Below are 19,119 nucleotides of genomic sequence, written 5' to 3'. Positions count from 1 at the left end.
TCCGTTTCTTCGAGAAATCTAAGGATAAGTTATCGCGTGAAACATATAAATTCTTAGATTTCAAAAAAAAAGAATCTTGCATACAGCAACAGATTCTTCTCAATTTGCTCCAGTTTGATGACCCTTTAATTCAGCGTATAAAAAACCTTCATGACCAAATCCTGCTCATAGTCACCGAACTTTCGCCCGAACAGGTTCATTCCCCCTTTGAAAGCGGCATCCTCTTTTACCCCAATACGCAGGTCCACATAGCTGTGCTTCAGAAGATCCAGAGATTTCAGTGTGCGGTTGGATATCTCTTGATGATCAATCATACTCCGAGTGTTATCCACACTCCAGGTTTTCAGAAAACCAAATTGTGTTCCGTTATCCATCCACCAGGATGGATTCAGCTTTCCGCGTCTCCCGCCAAAATCTCCCGGTGAGGTCCATGAACCGATCTCCACTTGATTAATCCATAAGGTAATATCCGAAGGCCAGTCATTATCATAATTGGGTGCTTCAGAGCATACCTCCATGGAGAATTGAATCAGGTGAATCTGTGCCTCTCGGGGAATATCAAGCGGATAACGGTATTCAAGATACCCTTTCCGAAGCCAGAGCAGTTGGGCATGAACCCGGTTAGGATGAAAAAATCCCGCTGGTGAATCTTCTGCGATGATAGACCCATTCTCACTGACCATGCCGCAAGTCGGGGCTGCTTCGCAAGCCGTAAAATTCCCTATCGGCATTTCGATCTCATAGCATTGTTCACCATGGTCAATTCTATGACTCCGCTCCGGGACATTCATCGTAATTCCAATATCATCGTAAATTCGGCTGCATACTTTCATGGCTCCGCGTGAAGCTGGCAATAGCTCCGTTTCGATCAGCTTGGCCTTCTCCAGCACTCTGACATTGGATGCAGCAGTCGATACCGGGACTCCAAGTGCTTCCGCAAGCTCCGCCACATTCATTCTCCGGGTGTTCAGCAGTTCCATCATTTGTAATCTGAGCTCTGTTGAAAGCGCATGTGTCACTTTCACCAATTCCCGAGGATCCTCCATGGATAGTTTAAGAATAACAATCACTCCACTTAACTTAATCGTTTTATCCCTTCATTTTACCAAGTTTCATTACAATTAAGTACAAAAACTTCAAGGTGATTAGACAAGCACTGACAAGGAGTATAATCGTCGTAGTTCGAACGTCCACAGATAACAAGCCGAGAACACACTTCTTTATACGATTTGATAGACGGGTTCATCCTTCACAAAGTGGATCGGCAATTTCGGGAATTGCTCCGAGAGCAGATCAGCTAGATACCTCATACCCGGCGCTTCGCTTTCAGCATGACCCAACATTATTAAGGCTTTATTGCGCCCTTGATGCACAGCGTCTTTGATATACTCTGGCGTCTCCCACTCAGGACCTTCTCCAACAATGATTAAATCCAAGGACTCCTGTTCAAATAAGGGAATAACCGTAGTCCCGCTTCCTCTGTAACCAACCAGTATTCCTACTCTGCAGCATAATGTGGAGAGCTTGCCCGCTACGCGCACGTAAGGAATTTGCAGCTGTCGTTTCAGATAATCGGCAACCTCTCGAACCCCCATAGCTGGAATAGTCAAGATGGATACATGCGGCTGATGCTGAGTAACATATTTCTCCCATTCAAGCTCACGGAGCAGCCCTTTCATGATCCCATCCGGCGTGTAACGGTGCAAGTAATCATGAAAGCGATAGATGCCCATACCCGACGAGCTTGCGATCAGTTCGACTTTTTGCTTATATACAGGGTCGCGTTGCAACCACTCTTGGTTATCCTGATGGCTAAAAAAAACGCCTTCATGCGTGATGATCAGGTTGGCGCCAAGCGCGATAGCCTGTTCTATCACATATTGCGAAGCGGAGAAGGCCGTGACGATTCCTTGTACATCCGTCTCCAGAGAGCCTGGCTCCAGCTTGTCTACGGTTCGCTCCAGCGTATGAATTCCTGCCGTTAACTGCTCTATAATTCGTCCAAAAGTGAGTGCCATTGTACCCTCCTAAAAGTTTTGATAGTATAAACTTCCTGATTCCCTTCGCAAAACTCTTCCCCCTCAATACATGCTGCGCATGTGAATGTCTTCAATGCCACTCTTCCGGAAAAAGTACGTATTGATCTGGTCACGCCATTCCTTGGCATGTCCGGATTGCTCCTTAAGTCGGTCTTCGACCTGCACGTAAAGATCTTCAGTGAGCTTTTCTTTCAGACCACTCCACAAAGTCAACAGCTCTGCCGCACGCTCTTCACCTTCGAAGTGCGTGTCATAGATGTGCTGGATCACGGTTTTTCCGGAATGAAGAATGTGGGTATACGGAACATGGTGGAAGAACAGCAGCAATTCATCCGGGCAATTCTCTAGAGAATCATAACACTCGGCATTGCTGCCAATATACTGGGTACTGTAGCCTGTACCTGTCTGAACGGTCCGGTCTACCCCGATACCTTGGTGATCGGCGTAATGATAGGTACCCCACTGTGAATATTCATAGCCGTCAACATTCGGACCGTAATGATGCTCAGGGTTGATCATCCAACCTACGCCAAGCGGTGCTGTGTAGGATTCATAAATATCCAATGAATCAAGCAAGATCTGGGTAATCACACCTGATACCACCGGATCTGTGCCAAACGTCAGGGAAATCCATTCACCGGCGATTTCCTCTGCTGACAGGTCCGGGTTCCAGGCTAAGCGCCCAAATCCATACAGATTCGCCTGGGCCAGCAGATGGCCGGTCCAATTCTTGTCATTGCCCACATTGGAAACGGCCGCAATCCCGCTGTAACGATTGCCCCACAGCGATCCGTCCACGATATGTTTTACCAGTGAAGTCTCACCTTTGGCATGGGTATTAAATTCCATAACCTCTTTCCATTGAGGAACCAGATAACAGACATGGCGCTGCTGGCCGGTATATTCCTGAGCAATTTGAAATTCAATGGTCTGATTGGTTCGCTCAAGCGCCCCAAACAGCGGTGATACAGGTTCTCTGACCTGAAAATCCATCGGGCCGTTCTTGATCTGCAGGATCACGTTGTCGTTAAATTTGCCATCAAGCGGTTTAAAATGATCATAGGCCGCTCTGGCCCGGTCTGTCTTGCGGTCGCGCCAGTCCTGCTTGCAGTTATACACGAAGCAGCGCCAGATTACGATTCCACCGAACGGTTCAAGCGCTTCAGCCAGCATGTTGGCGCCATCGGCATGATCTCGGCCATAAGTGAACGGACCTGGGCGGTTCTCCGAATCAGCCTTGACCACAAATCCGCCAAAATCGGGAATGGCTTCATAAATTTCAGCCGCTTTATTCTTCCACCACTAGCGTACTCCCGAGTCCAGCGGATCAGCCGTTTCTAATTCTCCTTCATGCATCGGCCCAGCAAAGTTAACGCTCAGGAATAACTTGATACCATATACCCTGAACACATCGGCAATTCTTGAAACGTCAGGCAGGTAGGCCTGTGAGATAAACAGCGTTTCCTTCTCATGTACATTTACATTATTGATGGAGATAGCGTTAATGCCAGCAGAGGACATCAGCCGTGCATAATCGCGAATTCTCCCCAGATCATCCACAAAGCGGTTGTTCTCATAAAAAAACGATCTTCCCGCATATCCCCGTTCCACGCTGCCGTCAACATTATCCCAATGATTGATCATGCGCAGCCCGTTCACCGGATTGACCACCTCGTCAAGCTGCTCAATAGCGCTTAAGCTGCCAATCAGGCGCAGCAGGTGAAACACACCGTGGAGCACACCTGCAGGTGTTGAACCTCCGACGGCAATGCAGCCCGCTTCCACACTGGTGCGAATGGCAAACCCTTCAGGCCCCACCTTGGCGATTGTATCCTTATCAAACACGCTGCGGATCACTGCATCTCCTCCCTGAAAGGTGCCGATGGCAATACACAGCCCCTCCGCTTCAGACGACACCTTTATATCTAGCATGGATTCAATACCTGTTCGCCATTCCTGAAGCGCAGCTTGAATCGTTTCGTGCTCTTCGCTGACCTTTACAGTCCCGCACCATTTCACATATTGATCATATAGACTCCCGTGCGGCAGCACAGGATGACTTAACCAGGCGTCATAACCACTATCACTCGACGTATATTTCCGACCCTTTGCTTCTTTCATGGTAATTGCTCCTCCTTGTTCATTCAGTGCATTCAGTGCATTCAGTGCATTCAGTGCATTCAGTGCATTCAGTGCATAACTTAACTTCATTACTTCAAATCTTCTTGTTCATCCTAACATGTGGTTAGCATCAGATAACATTGTCAAATCAAGCTAATATTTACCCAAATCAAGCTAAAGTCAGATCTACGAAAAGGCAGGATATAACCTAGTGAAAGACCAGGATTCACGATCTCCCGGTCTTTCACTAGGCATAGCTATGATCACCAATATCTTGTAGTAATTGTCTTATTTACTCTGTAATGTATTCAAAATAATCGAAATCCGCAGCCTGAAAGGTCCCGCTTAAATCCTGAACACACATCCCGATAAAAGTACCCGTGAACCTGATATACGCTGGAAACTCATCGGATAAATGGTAAATATCCATACTCTGCCCAATCTTCTCCCAACTTTGATCACCAACACAGTAATAAAACTGAGCAAATTCCCGATCGAGCACAATCTTTAGGCGGCAGCTTACTTGGGCTGGCAATGGGATTGGAGCACATAAAGAATCTTCGTAGACTCCGTCCTTGGAGCGTATGATCCCCAAACACTTGCCTAGTTCTTCATCATGAGTAATCCGTAAATAAACGTAATCCTTCGTATCATAATAAAGGATCAGCCCGGCCATCTGTTGAAAATGCTCCGGTTCGAACTCAAGCGCAGTTTCAGCACTGCAGTTAAAAGCTGTCTGAGGCAAGGCCACCATGCTCTGGCGATGCTGAGAACTCATAGACTCTCTTCCTCTTAGCCGCAAATAACCTGGGCGCTCCGTTAACGAGAGCCATGATTCATCGGCAGGAACACGCAAAGTGCTCCAGCGGACATCAAGTTGCGAACAGTCAAAATCATCTTTCTCCGGAGGCGCAGGAAATGGCTGCTCTGGAATATCTGGACCTTCAACGGTGCTGGAAGGATAGTTGTCACCATTTTGCAGGGTCAACCATTCATTCTCTGTAAAAATGCAACGCTGAATCGCTGTCTCACGTCCCAGAGTGCAGTATTTATCTTTCACTGGACGGCCGCACAGGTGAACCATATACCATTCATCCGTATGGGTGTGAACGAGGCTGGCATGCCCGGCCTTTTGCAGCTCCAACTCGGGATTACCAGCAGAAGTTAACAGCGGATGATTAGGAGCGGTTTCATAAGGCCCTTCAATTTGCCGTGAGCGTGCTACGGTCACAGCATGGTTATACTGAGTGCCTCCCTCAGCAGTTATAAGATAATACCAACCGTCTTTTTTGTACAAATGAGGACCTTCCGTCAAGCCAAGAGCTGTGCCCTTATAAATGGGCAGCACTGGGCCAATCAGCTGTTTCAGCTGAGCGGAGTACTCCTGCAGAACAATTCCAGCAAAGCTGTTCTTGTTACTCCGGTGATCCCACAGCATATTGACCAACCATTTACGCCCGTTATCATCATGAAACAGGGAGGGATCAAAGCCGCTGCTGTTCAGATAGACAGGTTCAGACCAAGGGCCCTCTATATTAGATGCGGTTACGACAAAATTAGGGGTATCCTTAAATGCTCCCTGTCTACTCTTGACATCGGTGTAGATCAGATAAAAAATCCCTGCGTCATAGCTAAGGCAAGGTGCCCAGACTCCACCTGAATCCGGATTGCCTTCCATGTTCAATTGTGATTTACGAGTCAGCACATGAGTAAGAAGTCTCCAGTTCACAAGATCGCGCGAATGATGAATGCGCACTCCGGGAAACCACTCAAAGGTAGAAGTAGCAATGTAATAATCTTCTCCGGCTCTGCAAATAGACGGGTCCGGATGAAAACCGCGAAGAATAGGATTCCGAATCACATTTCTGCTCATTATTTCCACCCCAATACTTTCTGCCCTGCTTCAAGCGCGGCAATTATTCGATCGGTGTCATAGACACAGCCTTGCCAGGTTCCGCCACTGACTGCTTGCAGTGCTGCCCACAGTCTAGTATCATCGGGCAATCCCGGATCAACGGCCAGGAATGGATGCGGGGTCCGGTAAGCCAGAATTCTCGCCCCTTCTTCCTGCGACTGCGGTTGTTCACCTTCACCCACCAGATTCACGCTGCCTTCAAGCTTAATCGTGTCAATGACAACTTCCACCCAATCACCATCTCTCAGTAGGCCAAGGGGCCCTCCAACCAGCGCTTCTGGACCCATATGTCCTATGCAGGCACCCGTAGATACACCGGAGAAGCGAGCATCCGTGATCAGCGTTACCTGCTTGCCAAAGGGCAAATGCTTTAGGGCTGAAGTCAATTGATAAGTCTCTTCCATGCCCGTTCCACTAGGTCCGCGACCAATGATAGCCAGAATATCTCCTGCATGGATTAATCCATCCTTGATGCTGCGGATCGCATCCTTCTCAGCCGTAAATACTTTAACTCGGCCCACATGCCGATAAATGCCGTCACTAGTCAAGACCGATGGATCAATGGCTGCTGATTTAATGACCGAACCTTCTGGAGCAAGATTACCCGTTGGAAAAGTCATCGTTGACGCCATTCCCTGACGCTTGGCCTCCTGAGGACTCATAATGACGGTATCTGGATCAACACCATCTGCCTCTCTCAATCTATTGCGCATATCGATTCGTCTCTGGGAAGTCTCCCACCAGTCGAGGTTTTCGCCTAATGTCCTGCCTGTAACCGTCAAGACGGAATCATCAATAAGTCCCAGCCGCCGTAGATGCAGCATCACTTCCGGAACTCCACCCGCTAGAAAGACACGAACCGTCGTATGCGGGATAGGTCCATTGGGAAGCACACTAACCAGACGAGGGACTTTACGATTCACTTCATTCCACTCTTCAACTGTTGGAATATGCAAGCTTGCGGCATGGGCAACAGCAGGTAGATGAAGCAGCAGATTCGTAGAACCTCCAAACGCTGCATGAACTACCATCGCATTAGCTATCGCTTTATCCGTAAGAATATCCCGCATCACTATCCCACTATGATCCATATGTAGGAGTGCACGAGCAGATTGACGCCCCATATTCTTCCACACAGGTTGTCCTGAAGGGGCTAGAGCAGAATTGGGAACCGACATCCCTAACGCCTCTGCAATCACTTGAGCCGTGGCCGCAGTTCCTAAGAATTGACATCCCCCACCAGGAGTTGCACAAGCACGACATCCTAAATCAGCGGCCTCTTCCAGGGAAAGATCGCCATTGCTATATCTGGCTCCTATACTTTGGATCTTACCGGCATCCTCTCCATGGATCGGCGGAAGCGACACTCCACCAGGCACAATAATCCCCGGAAGATCATGCATGCCGGCCAGGGCAAGCATCATTGCCGGCAGCCCTTTATCACAGGTGGCCACACCTAACACTCCCTTACGGGTTGGCAGCGAACGTATCAACCGGCGCATTACGATTGCCGCATCATTTCTGTAAGGGAGGGAATCGAACATGCCGGTCGTTCCCTGAGAACGGCCATCGCAAGGATCACTTACATAACCCGCAAACGGAATCCCTTGCTTCTCGGTAATTTCCTTAGCGATTTCTTCCATCATCAATCCAATTTCCCAGTGTCCGGTATGATAACCAAGTGCAATTGGAGTACCATCTTCACGCCGAATCCCACCCATCGTGCCTAGGATGAGATATTGACGTTGATTTAATAAGTTCGGGTTCCAACCCATTCCTGTGTTTTGAGACATGCCAAATAATTCGCCACTCGGTGCATTGCGCAGCATTTCACCTGTTATAGGGAGCACACCTGAGGGACCCTCAGCAGCAGTATGAATGGGGAAAGAGTCGTCCAAATCCTCCCGCATAATCTCATGCAAAGTAATTTCCACTTTAAACCCTTCTCTCTTAGTTAAGATAAAGACAATTTTTCTGCAAGCTTAATAACTTCCTGAATCGCACTCTCCTGTTTATCGATATAGGCATGCTGCAGCATAGAGGTACTCACCGCTGCAACAACATTTCCGGAGGTATCAAGGATCGGTGCGGCAACACAGCAGATCCCTTTAATGATCTCTTCCTGATCCACTGCATAGCCATGGATACGAATAGCAGCCAAATTTGCCATGAATTCATTCCAATCTGTAATCGTATGTGTAGTCAATTGGGATAAAATTCGATTAGGGTAACGTCTTTCGAGCTCTTCCAACGGAAGCCATGACAGCATCATCTTGCCCATTGCTGTCGCATGTGCCGGGAAACGCATACCTGGACTGGACTCCAATTTCACAAGTGAAGGCCCTTCTTGTTTGGCTAAATACATAACATCGCTTCGGTCAAGAATGGATAGTTGGAAGGTCTCGCTAATGATCTTCACACTGTCAGCGGAAGTCTTGAGAAAATGCTCCACCAGATTAAAGTTCTGTTTATGAGACTCATTAAAAACCGTATTATAATAAGCAACCCCCACGCCAAGCGAGTAGGCTTCCTTCTTATCCTTGCTAACCCATTGCAAGGTTTCCATCGTCCGCAGGAGAGAAAACATCGAACTTTTATTAATGCCAGTTTCATCGCATAGCTCTGTCATTTTCTGTTCCCCTGGCTGCTTGGAAATCGCCTTAAGAATCAAATCGGCCCTTTCTAGAGCAGGAACCCAATATTTTCGGTCCAAACCTTCACACCCCTTTCTAAAATGCATTGATAAAGCGCTTCCAGTTCATTATAATAATCTTATGTTTATAATATCAAACCAGGAGGCAAAAACAAAATGAATTTTAAGCAGGCAAATGTAGGCGTTATCCCCCCTGTACCCACAATTCTGGATGAGCACAGGAAATTCGACCGCAATGCAATGAAGATTCTGATAGACAGCTTGATTAATAAGGGCGTTCACGGCCTCTTCTTCTTGGGGACAGGCGGGGAATTCAGCCAGTTTAGCACGGAGGAACGGGAGGATATTGCAGAGTTTTGTATTGATTATACTAACGGGCGCCTTCCTGTCTGGATTGGAACCGGCAGCAATAACACCACGGAGACTATCCGTCTTACCAAGCATGCTGCCCAGAGTGGCACCACCGGTGTAATCGTTATCAATCCATTCTACAGTAAGCTAAGTGAAGAAACCTTGTTCGCCCACTATGCCGCCATTTTGGAAGCGACGGAGATTCCGGTGATGCTGTATAATTTCCCTGCTCTAACCGGTCAGGATTTGAGTCCAGCCTTTGTTAGCCGTCTTGCCGCACGTTATTCCCACTTAGTCGGAATCAAGGAAACGGTAGATCAACTGAGTCATATTCGTCAGATGATTTTAGAAGTAAAAGAAATAAATCCTGCTTTCTCCGTTTTCAGTGGCTTTGATGAATACTTATTGCCTACACTTGCAGCCGGGGGAGCCGGGGCTATTTCAGCTAGTGCCAACTTCGCCCCACAACTACTTCTCGGAGTATACAGCAGCTTTCAAAATAACAATTTGGCAGAGCTGCTTGAGCATCAACGGAAAGTCATTGAAATCCCGGCAATATACAGTCTGGATGAGCCTTTTATCCTTACCGTAAAAGAAGCTATACGTATGACTGGTGTTCCTATTCCAACCTTTTGCCTCCCTCCTTCCAACATTTGGGATGCTCAGAAGGAACAGAAACTAAAAGAAATATTAACTAGAGCTGGGGTTCCGTTAGCTGAATGAGCAATTGGTTTCTTAAAAATAGGTGCAGAACGCCAGTTAAAAATTTGGCATTCTGCACCTATTTACAAAGAAAATAAAACCCTTGACTTCAATGTGTAGATGTGCTGGTACTTGACAGGCATATGTTTTATTGAAAACATCCACTTATTGAAAAGGTGAGAAGTCAGGTGAGAATATGGGACGCAATACAGAAATCAAAGACAAAATAAAAGAAGATAATTACAAAGTATTTGCTTTGTTAAGCCATTATTTGAATCATGCGCCTGACTTTATTAGCAAAGAAGAGATGGATGATATTGTTAAATATAATGTGACTTACGAATATGCTTTTGGGGTATTACTTGCAGCTGCGGTCGGACTAGATATTGTTGATGAGGTTGATGATAAAGACTTGTACAACACCTATTTTAACCGTATGATTCATAAACTTGATGCCAATGAATATTATAACAATCCATACTTCCAGAATATTAAGATACCCACTATACAATTTGGCCATTGCGAACTAAAATCCGAAAAATACAAACCTTTCGAGGGCTTTGTCTGTAATGACATCATCACCACACAAGAAGGTAGACAAATCCCACAACTCGGTTTTTTTGACACTGAATTCATGTTCCCTGCCATTTTAGAAAATAATCGAATCTGGATGACCGTCACACCGAATGAAATAGAAACAATGAAAGAAGCAGTGGATACAGCATTTGAGAATGTACTTACTTTTGGACTGGGGCTTGGCTATTATGCTTATATGATTTCAGAAAAAGAGGCTGTAGCAAGCATTACGATTGTTGAAACCAATGAAGATGTGATCCATTTATTTAATACATATGTATTACCACAATTCAAAAATACTCAAAAGATTAAGATTATCAAAGCCGATGCTTTTGAATATGCCCAAAAATATATGTCCAAGGGTAACTATGATTTTGTATTTACGGATTTATGGCATGATGTTTCTGATGGAATCGATATGTATTTAACAATGAAAAAGCATGAACTACAAAGTTCCCACACTGTATTTTCTTATTGGATCGAAAAGTCTATTTTGTGCTATTTGTAAAAAATAACCCTAAACCATCTTATGATCTTGTGATCGCGAATGGTTTGGGGTTATTTGGCAAGTTCCTATTCTTTATAAGGAGCTATCGTTTGGATGGTTCCGTCAGCATTATACTTCAGTTCCGTATATTTCACGCAACGTTTGTGATTAACGCCTTCAGACAGGGAGCTGTCGTGATAAAAAAGGTACCATTTATCTTCAAACTGGACAATAGAATGATGAGTGGTCCAGCCGATGACAGGAGTGAGGATTGTCCCTTGGAATGTAAAAGGGCCCAACGGATTCTTACTGATGCCATATACCAACTTGTGTGTAGTTCCTGTCGAGTAAGACAGGTAGTAATAATCATTGTATTTATGGACCCATGGGCCTTCAAAATATCTGCGGTCCTCATCACCGGCCAGAAGTGGATTGCCTTCTTCGTCCAGAATCGAAATTTCTTGCGGTTTATCCTGAAAGGACAGCATATCCTCGCTTAACAAGGCCACCTGTGGTCCCAACGCCGGCTGGTCTGCCGGGGGGCCTTCTGTTTGTGAAGACTCGAAACTACCTGTCTGCCACTTTTCCAATTGCCCTCCCCAGAGGCCGCCGAAATAAATATAAGCTTGCTCATCTTCATCAACGAACACGGCGGGATCTATGCTAAAACTGTCCTTAATATAATTGGCCTCCGGCTTAAACGGTCCTGCAGGGGAAGACGCCGTTGCTACCCCCAGCCGGAAGATGCCGTCTTGATCGCGTGCCGGAAAGAACAGATAGTACAGATTGTTCTTGAATGCAGCGTCCGGTGCCCAGAGCTGGCTTGAAGCCCATGGAATATCGCGCAGATGAAGAGCTTCTCCATGATCTACTACAGGAGAATCGAAGTTCTCTAGGGACAATACACGGTAATCTTCCATCGCATATTGGTCCCCGTTATCGTTATCTGGTCCATCATGATCGAGGTCGTGGGAAGGATAGACATAGATTTTACCTTCAAACACATGAGCGGACGGATCGGCGGTATAAATGTGGGTGACCAGGGGTTGATTAGGTTTCATCATCTTACACTCCTTTAGTATCGTATTCACACCCTAATTTCACTTTGCAATCGTTTACATAGGACGATTTAATTTTACACTATCCTGCCGGACTATCCTATAGTAAAAATATAGAACTTCCCCCCCATTAGTATAGATAATAGGTTAGTGTTCATACTCACGTAAAAGATAAATTCTTACCTAAAAAAAAGCCTAGTGAAATAAAAAGAATGGACCATGTCGAAGAGCCAACCAAGGATACAAGAAGATATTTTCTGAACGGCATTCCACTAATTCCTGAGATGTAGCTAGTTACATGTCTCACCCCAGGAATGAAATAGCCAAACAGAACCGTCCAATTCCCAAAACGCTCAAACCACCCCTTGACTCTCCCAAATCGCTTAGGTGTTAGGCCGATCCATTTTCCGTATTTATCAACGACCGGTTGTCCCAGTCTGCTGCCAATGAAATAGCTGATCATCATCCCAGTTAGCGCACCAGCAAAACCAACCAGCACTGAAAGCGAATAATTTAAAACCATGCTGGAAGATAAATAGCCTACAAATAACATTATAATTTCGTCTGGTACGGGGAGTCCAAGAATGCCAAGGGCTAAAAGAGCAAAGATAGCCATATACCCGTATTGTGATATCAACTCTATGGCCCAATTCATTCCTTTTCACTTCCTGCTGTCGTATTTTTTAAAAGAAGGAAAGGGAAGTCGGCTGACCATGAGAAAGGACAACAACCCCATTAATACCAATATAAGACCCGGTTTCAGATGTTCTTCCAGTAAAGTCGATGCAGACAGGATTACTCCCGCTGCAGTAATCGGCATACCTACAAACCCTTTGATCGGAACCGTCAAGTTAAATCTGGCTAGTCGGAGCGCACCACATATCAAAAAGAGGACTGCCACGACAACTCCCAACCACTGGACATTATCCAATCTATATAACAAAATCAAAAAGACAGGAGCCACTCCAAACGAAATGATATCTGCTAGCGAATCCAACTGTTTACCGAAATCACTGGTACAATTTAATAGTCTGGCCAATAATCCGTCCAATACATCGCATATGGCAGCCAGTATGATCAGGATTACTGCCACTTTATATTGCTCCCGGATAGTGAAAAGTAACGATAATGATCCGGCTGCCAGATTTGCGAGGGTACAGGTTGACGGCAACCAATTCCAGTTCATGTATTTCAACTCCTATTTCAATTTAGCGTCATAGAATCCATCTGGCTTTAAGAACATCTACTGAAGAACTACGGTATCTCCCGGTTTCAGTCCGGATAGCACTTCAACTTTATCGTTTGTTTCAATTCCGGTTTTAATTTCTTTCCGTTGCGTTTGTCCGTTGCCTTTGTCCAGCATAACGTAAGTGAGGTCTCCTTCATGAATGACCGCAATATTGGAAACAGCCGTAGCGTTGTCCTTACGCAAGGTCTCAATCTCACCATTCAAACTAAGACCCCCAATTAAGAGCTCATTGGCTTGGAGCGAGATGATCACTTCGAACTGTGGGACTTGGGTGGTTGTAGCGTCCTTGCCTGATGCAGTTGTTGCGAATTTGGATACCTTTTCTACTTTTCCGGTCAGCTTAGCAGCCTTGGAAGCTGTCATTTTGACCTTCACCTTCATTCCAGGCTTGATGTTGAACACATCCTGCTCACCCACCAGGGCAACAAACTCCACCTTGTTCAAATCCACGATTTTGCCGATATACTGGTTGTCTGTCACCATTTGTATACGCTCACTAGAGCTGTCGAATAAGAAAATCCCGGAAGATGGAGCACGATAACTCGCTGATTGGACTTTGGTCTTCTTGTCCGCAATCTCGCGCACCTGAATATCCGTACTTACCTTGTTCAGATCTTCGCTAATCTTGCTCGTCTGCTGTGAAGCCAATGTCTTCAGTCGCTCAGCTTCAGTTGCACCCACAGCAGTCGTTTCATCATTCTGTTTACTGACAAATGCGTTCAGTTCAGCTTCCAGCTTTCCCTTGCGGATGGTTGCTTCCTGAGTTGCAATTTCATTCTTAAGCGCTGCTGTGTCCAGGGTAAACATGATCTCCCCTTTCTTAACTTGTCCGCCATTCTGCACCGTCCACTCTGTTACCTTGGAAGCAAATGGGGCGTATATAAGGGTTTCATGCTCATATTTCGATTTGCCTTTAACCTGTACAGATTTGGTAATCGTTTCTGTGGTTACTGGGAAGGTAACTGCTGGCACCTCTTCTATCGGTTGAGCTTGCTCTTTGGGCTTAATCATTTTGTCATAGATAAAATAACCTGCAGTCAACACTATCGTTGCTATCACAATCCACTTTAGGGTCCTCTTCATCACTTCGGCTTCCTTTCAACTAAAAAATGGCTAATCCCGTTTAATCGCAGTGAGCGCATTGGTTCTTGAAGCGCTGATTGCCGGATAAATTCCTGATAACACTCCAGTCAATATTGCAAAAATAATACCCACCGGAATCGTTGACAACGGTATGAGAATAACCAGACTCCCTCCCGTTTCTGCCCCTCCGATTGACCCGCCGACAAGCTTGTTAATGCCTGAAACAATCAAATATGAAAATCCGATGCCTACCATACCTCCCAACAACCCCAACAAAGCAGACTCTGTAATAAACATATTGCGTATTTGCCCCATGTTAGCGCCAAGCACTTTCATAATTCCAATCTGTCGACGACGTTGATGCGTAGACATCGTCATGGCGACGATGATGGAAATCGAAGCGATAATCAGAATAAACACCCCAATGCCTAACGCCACCCGTTTAAGCATAGCAAAGGTTTTCTCCAGTTCCTTCTTCTGGAATAGATTAGTGCTTGCATTTAGCGTCAGCCGCTTAACAAGCCCTTCCACTTTGGTTAAATTTTCCGTCTTGTCCACCTTTACCGTTACTGTGTTGAAGATGCCTTCCTCTCCAACTGTCCCCACATTCAAATGTAATTCCTCATTCAGCCTTACTGCCGTTTCCAGTGATACGTATACCTTTTTGTCACTCTGGATCATCTCGTCGCTCGTTCCTTTAGGCTTATTCAGAACACCGACTACACGAAAGGTCGAACTACGATAGGTCCGAGATGTCTCGGAATTGAAATCCTCAGCCTGCAATTCTATCTGCTGCTGATACATCGCTGCTGACAAGCCGTTCAAGCTGTTAAACTGCTCCATTAATTTGGTGTTGTAAGGATCACTGTTTAACTGCTCGAAGAGCGTCTTCTGCGTCTCCAGATCCATCAATCCCAAAGTGGCACCATAGCTAAGAATAATGGTTCCTGGCTGATCAGAAGGGCCGCCTTGTTTAAAGGTATTTCCATATTGGGTTAGAAGATCAAGGTCCGTTCCAACAATTTGAATATCAGTGACTTTATTGTCTATGGTGAGCATTTGAGCATCACCCAGTTCCTGAAAAGGTGCAGCAGCAGTAACATGTTTAAGTCCCTTGATAATATCCAATTTTTGGCGGGTCAGCTTCCCGGTATTGATGTTATCCCCTGTCTTACTCGCCTTTGCTCCGCCCCCGCGCACAGAAACACCACTATTAGGCGTTACTGTAATTTCGTCCATCTTCAGCCTGCTGTTCATTTCTCTCTCAGAGTAACTCTGGGCGGAATCCCCAATGCTTAAAGCTACGATAATTGCCGCACAACCGATAGAGATACCTACCATGCATAGACCGGTTACTACCTTTCTGCGTTTAATCTGGCCCCAGGCCAACTTTGAGATATCGCTAATTCTCACTGCGAGGGTCCTCCTTTTCTGTAACCATATATCCATCACGAAGGGTAAAGATCCGCTGCATATGCTGTGCCACTTCATGCTCATGTGTGACAACAATAAACGTAGTTTTCATGTTTTTGTTCAGGTCGACCAATATATTAATAATTTCATCTTCTGTCTTGGTATCCAGGTTGCCGGTGGGTTCATCCGCAAAAATAATGGACGGCTCAGTAATCAGCGAACGTGCAATACTTACACGCTGCTGCTGTCCTCCCGACAATTGGGATGGAAACTGCTCTGCTTTGTCCGGTATGCCTACCGCCTCCAGCAAGGCAAGCGATTGTTTCTTGCGCGCAGATGCGGATACCGATTGGAACACCAGCGGCAATTCCACATTTTCACGAACCGTAAGACTGGCGATCAGTTCATATGCCTGAAAGATAAACCCGATATTCTTCCGCCGAAATACCGCCAGCTTGTTCTCACTCATCTTCACAATATCCTGATCGGCAATATATATATGACCTTCCGTTGGTTTCATCAGACCCGCCATCAAATTCAGCATCGTAGACTTGCCGGAACCTGAACTGCCCAGCAGAGCAACCATTTCGCCCTGCTTCACCTGGAAATTGATGTCATGCAGCACGGGTGTCCATTCACCGCCGCTCTTAAACGTATGGGATATCTTCTCCACTCGCAACATAAGCTGCTCCTTCTGTACTTTAATTCAATACAATTCTACTGTTCGTTAGTTGGTGCTCTATCCATCGTCAAGATATAGGCCTGGCTGGCCAGCTCCATCCGTTCACCTTGGAATTCATCATACAATGTGATTGCGTAAGTGCCCCCAGTCAACTTTTTGTACATATTGTTGCTGAACGATACAGAATACGTGTTGTTGTACCCTTCCGTCAGTTCCGTACCTATAGTGAGGTTCTTCTCCTGCGACTGTCCGAATGGATCGGTCATTTTAATCACAAGCTTGTGATTGAAAGCACCGACTTCATAGCTGATGTCACGCAGTAGATTGTAGTTCATCGCAATGCTGATCGTATCGCTGCCACGCGTATTCCGCCCATCCGAATTCAGAATGGACAAGGTATACGGATACACAGTAACTTTAGATAACGTTTTGACCGGCGTCGCTGCCACCATATTCAGTTCCAGAGCAGAAATATTGATGAAGCCTGTTGATTCCTGACCTGCCTCCGTGAGTTTATTACCGGCGATTCCTGGTCCAAGGTACAGCGTAAGATTCGAAGCTCCCACGGATTTGGGCAGCTTCGCCCAGAAAGTAATCAACTGCTTGCGGCCAGGAGTGGCTGGCGTATCTGGCTGGATGGAAGTGGCTTCGTACAGTTGCCCATCGTTGGTTTTATAGTAGGCCTGAAGCCGCGCCATCTTGCTTTGTCTCTTCTCTTCACTGTTCAGGAACAGTTCGCTGTAGACAATATTCGCGTTATCTCCTTCATAGACTGTCGTCTTGTTCTCCTGCACTGTGGCATTCTTACCTTTTCCAACAACCGTATAGCTTCCGCCGCGTTCAATCTTGTATACGGCATCTGTTACACTGCTTGTACTTAATGAGAGGAACGGGATCTTTTCTTCTTTGACAACGGAATATAGATTAACCTGCAACTTGCTGAAATCTGTCGTATAAGGAACTTTGCTGAGCATATACATTTCCGCACTTTTCCCTGGAGCAATACTGGAGATTTCTTTGTCCATGAACAGCTCCGTAGAAGTCATCAAATCATCGTTGTCCACCTTTAGGGCACCCTTAAGGTCGGGAAGTGCAAGATTAACCGATTGCCTATTAGTGATATTCAACTTGGCGATAAGGATGTCATCATCTTTCCAAGGAAAACGTTGCAGAGACAACAGACTGTAGCCAAAAGTGCCATAAGAGTTAGTCGTCTGGTAATCCTGACCTTTTTGCGTCTCTGCACGGAGCGTATAAGGAATGGCGAAATAAGCGACAGGAATGGACAGCTTCGCCGCTGCTGCAGTGGCTGCTTCGTTACTGCTGTCCGACTGGACCGCTTCAATCATTTGCAATTTGAGTGTGTTCTGTTCCACCTCAAGCGGAATCTGAGCGGTAAGTTGCACCACTTTTTCCTGCAAAGGTTTCAGGCTTACTCCACTTACTTCCTTGGTGCTAATCGGAAATGCTGTTCCCCCGGCGGCTCTGACCGAAAGTTCATAAGCAGGCAGAACCACTGCTTGTTTCCCAGCATTTTTGATTCGGAACCGGAAGGTCCATATCCCTGAGTTGTCCTCCGAATAGACACTTGCAGCAGTCAACTGCAATTCGATTGTATTGCCATTGATTCCGATCTTTTTCATAACACCTTTGTCTACATTCAAATTAGGGATCACAGCCGCAGGAAGCATGTATGAGGATTTAGGTAGTTCCAGCTTAAGCGTCTCATCCTTCTGAACATATTGCACTTTCATCTTATCGGTCTTAAGGTAGGGCGGAATCTCAGTCAGGTAATAGATCGTTTTCTTTTCTTGAGGCTGAATTTTATATCCAACCTGCGAACTGTTGAGTGCCAGCTCGAACGCGGTTCCTCCTGCTGACATTAGATATGCGGTGTAGCCCGGGTCCCCGAGTACCTTGGTTCCCTCATTACTGAAGTTGATGCCAACCTTTGCGAATACTTTGCCCCCATACTTGTAGATCTGCAAGGATTCAGAAGCAGCAGCTACAGGAATGTTATTAATGGATAACTTCTGTCTGTGGGCACTGGCTGCGGTTGGAGAGTAATTAGCCGGAAGGCTGAGGGTCCCGGCATGTTTCAGATAGCCCTTGCTTTGGGGGTCCCATACAAACATTGTAATTTTAAGACCTTTTAGTGAATTGATTTTTCCGACGTTGACATAATAGGTCACACGTTCGCTTTGTTTGGAACCCACTTTGTTCTTAATCGCATCAGCGGTAATAGGATTGCCTGGAATAACGGATCCTCCAAATGTAACTACTCTGGAAAAATAATGATTCAGATTAGCGTTGCTGTCGCCTGTGTTAGAATAGCTCAACGTGTAGGTCAGAATATTCCCACCAGCCTGAGACCAGATATTAATATCCTCTACTGTAGCCTTGACACCACCTTCCAGCGGGATGGACCCCAGATTCTTTGGTGTGACGCTTGTTTCGGCAGACACCTTAGAACTTACGCTGCCTGCTGCTGCCGAAGCTGCAGAGACTGTATGGCCGGATGGTTGGCTGATGACCAAAGTAATTAACAGCAAAGCAATATATATACTCCTATGCTTTCTCTTTCTCATGATTTCCTCCCTAAGTTTCTTCCTGTAATTTAGACTGAAATTCTTCTACATCAGACTAACAAGCCTATGTGTTTTTTATGTGTCGATAAAATACACGCAAGAACAGGCGAGGACCATCGATTATAATCGATGGTCCTCGCCTGTTCTACTCTGTTATCTAAGAGACGCTCACACCTTATTTCCATGCTTAAACTACTTCATA

14 protein-coding genes and 1 pseudogene are annotated in these 19,119 nt (G+C 45.9%); 2 read left to right on the top strand and 13 right to left on the bottom strand.

Annotated features, from left to right (window positions below):
• Nucleotides 1-125: 125 nt before the first annotated feature.
• The 6 genes and pseudogenes from H1230_RS09915 to H1230_RS09890 form a co-directional block, all read right to left on the bottom strand.
• Nucleotides 126-1,025, bottom strand: coding sequence for an ArsR/SmtB family transcription factor (locus H1230_RS09915; RefSeq protein ID WP_345773436.1), 900 nt, complete (start codon nt 1,023-1,025; stop codon nt 126-128).
• A gap of 195 nt (nt 1,026-1,220) precedes the next feature.
• On the bottom strand, nt 1,221-2,018 hold the full coding sequence (locus tag H1230_RS09910; protein ID WP_239715308.1) for a Nif3-like dinuclear metal center hexameric protein: 798 nt from the start codon (nt 2,016-2,018) through the stop codon (nt 1,221-1,223).
• A gap of 63 nt (nt 2,019-2,081) precedes the next feature.
• Nucleotides 2,082-4,160: pseudogene (locus H1230_RS09905) on the bottom strand (alpha-glucuronidase family glycosyl hydrolase).
• A gap of 292 nt (nt 4,161-4,452) precedes the next feature.
• Entirely contained in the window at nt 4,453-6,033 is a 1,581-nt protein-coding gene (locus H1230_RS09900; RefSeq protein WP_239715307.1) for a glycoside hydrolase family 43 protein, read from the bottom strand.
• Nucleotides 6,033-7,985, bottom strand: a complete 1,953-nt coding sequence (locus tag H1230_RS09895; RefSeq protein WP_239717238.1) for a YjhG/YagF family D-xylonate dehydratase — start codon at nt 7,983-7,985, stop codon at nt 6,033-6,035. Before H1230_RS09895 ends, H1230_RS09900 begins: the two co-directional genes overlap by 1 nt.
• Nucleotides 7,986-8,029: 44 nt before the next feature.
• Entirely contained in the window at nt 8,030-8,788 is a 759-nt protein-coding gene (locus tag H1230_RS09890; RefSeq protein ID WP_239715306.1) for an IclR family transcriptional regulator, read from the bottom strand.
• 96 nt (nt 8,789-8,884) lie between these two features.
• On the opposite strand from H1230_RS09890, the gene H1230_RS09885 reads away from it, so the two are divergent.
• Nucleotides 8,885-9,802: a dihydrodipicolinate synthase family protein gene (locus tag H1230_RS09885; protein WP_239715305.1), complete on the top strand. Its 918-nt coding sequence runs from the start codon at nt 8,885-8,887 to the stop codon at nt 9,800-9,802.
• Nucleotides 9,803-9,977: 175 nt separating this feature from the next.
• Nucleotides 9,978-10,865, top strand: a complete 888-nt coding sequence (locus H1230_RS09880; RefSeq protein ID WP_239715304.1) for a spermine/spermidine synthase domain-containing protein — start codon at nt 9,978-9,980, stop codon at nt 10,863-10,865.
• Between the two features lie 65 nt (nt 10,866-10,930).
• On the opposite strand, the gene H1230_RS09875 is transcribed toward H1230_RS09880, so the two are convergent.
• From H1230_RS09875 to H1230_RS09845, 7 genes are all read right to left on the bottom strand, one after another.
• A complete protein-coding gene (locus tag H1230_RS09875; RefSeq protein WP_239715303.1) occupies nt 10,931-11,908 on the bottom strand; it encodes a glycoside hydrolase family 43 protein in 978 nt (325 codons plus the stop codon).
• Between the two features lie 154 nt (nt 11,909-12,062).
• Entirely contained in the window at nt 12,063-12,557 is a 495-nt protein-coding gene (locus H1230_RS09870) for a DedA family protein (RefSeq protein ID WP_239715302.1), read from the bottom strand.
• 6 nt (nt 12,558-12,563) lie between these two features.
• Nucleotides 12,564-13,088 carry a CDP-diacylglycerol--serine O-phosphatidyltransferase gene (gene pssA, locus H1230_RS09865; protein WP_239715301.1) on the bottom strand — a complete coding sequence of 175 codons (525 nt, stop codon included), beginning with the start codon at nt 13,086-13,088 and terminating at the stop codon, nt 12,564-12,566.
• A gap of 57 nt (nt 13,089-13,145) precedes the next feature.
• A complete protein-coding gene (locus H1230_RS09860; protein WP_239715300.1) occupies nt 13,146-14,234 on the bottom strand; it encodes an efflux RND transporter periplasmic adaptor subunit in 1,089 nt (362 codons plus the stop codon).
• 30 nt (nt 14,235-14,264) lie between these two features.
• Nucleotides 14,265-15,647 carry an ABC transporter permease gene (locus H1230_RS09855; protein ID WP_239715299.1) on the bottom strand — a complete coding sequence of 461 codons (1,383 nt, stop codon included), beginning with the start codon at nt 15,645-15,647 and terminating at the stop codon, nt 14,265-14,267.
• Nucleotides 15,637-16,329 carry an ABC transporter ATP-binding protein gene (locus tag H1230_RS09850; protein WP_239715298.1) on the bottom strand — a complete coding sequence of 231 codons (693 nt, stop codon included), beginning with the start codon at nt 16,327-16,329 and terminating at the stop codon, nt 15,637-15,639. Before H1230_RS09850 ends, H1230_RS09855 begins: the two co-directional genes overlap by 11 nt.
• A gap of 35 nt (nt 16,330-16,364) precedes the next feature.
• Nucleotides 16,365-18,917 (bottom strand): hypothetical protein, encoded by a 2,553-nt coding sequence (locus H1230_RS09845; protein WP_239715297.1) that lies wholly within the window; start codon nt 18,915-18,917, stop codon nt 16,365-16,367.
• Nucleotides 18,918-19,119 lie beyond the last annotated feature (202 nt).

The sequence above is a fragment of the Paenibacillus sp. 19GGS1-52 genome (assembly GCF_022369515.1).
GTDB lineage: Bacteria > Bacillota > Bacilli > Paenibacillales > Paenibacillaceae > Paenibacillus_AQ.
Note: the sequence above shows the minus strand (reverse complement) of the source record. Positions and strands in the feature narration are given on the sequence as shown.

What these genes read in the sequence shown, in the direction of transcription:
- H1230_RS09910 (WP_239715308.1), bottom strand. Translation starts at nt 2,018, where the DNA reads ATGGCACTCACTTTTGGACGAATTATAGAGCAGTTAACGGCAGGAATT.
- H1230_RS09900 (WP_239715307.1), bottom strand. Translation starts at nt 6,033, where the DNA reads ATGAGCAGAAATGTGATTCGGAATCCTATTCTTCGCGGTTTTCATCCG.
- H1230_RS09895 (WP_239717238.1), bottom strand. Translation starts at nt 7,985, where the DNA reads ATGCGGGAGGATTTGGACGACTCTTTCCCCATTCATACTGCTGCTGAG.
- H1230_RS09885 (WP_239715305.1), top strand. Translation starts at nt 8,885, where the DNA reads ATGAATTTTAAGCAGGCAAATGTAGGCGTTATCCCCCCTGTACCCACA.
- H1230_RS09880 (WP_239715304.1), top strand. Translation starts at nt 9,978, where the DNA reads ATGGGACGCAATACAGAAATCAAAGACAAAATAAAAGAAGATAATTAC.
- H1230_RS09875 (WP_239715303.1), bottom strand. Translation starts at nt 11,908, where the DNA reads ATGATGAAACCTAATCAACCCCTGGTCACCCACATTTATACCGCCGAT.
- H1230_RS09870 (WP_239715302.1), bottom strand. Translation starts at nt 12,557, where the DNA reads ATGAATTGGGCCATAGAGTTGATATCACAATACGGGTATATGGCTATC.
- pssA (WP_239715301.1), bottom strand. Translation starts at nt 13,088, where the DNA reads ATGAACTGGAATTGGTTGCCGTCAACCTGTACCCTCGCAAATCTGGCA.
- H1230_RS09860 (WP_239715300.1), bottom strand. Translation starts at nt 14,234, where the DNA reads ATGAAGAGGACCCTAAAGTGGATTGTGATAGCAACGATAGTGTTGACT.
- H1230_RS09850 (WP_239715298.1), bottom strand. Translation starts at nt 16,329, where the DNA reads ATGTTGCGAGTGGAGAAGATATCCCATACGTTTAAGAGCGGCGGTGAA.
- H1230_RS09845 (WP_239715297.1), bottom strand. Translation starts at nt 18,917, where the DNA reads ATGAGAAAGAGAAAGCATAGGAGTATATATATTGCTTTGCTGTTAATT.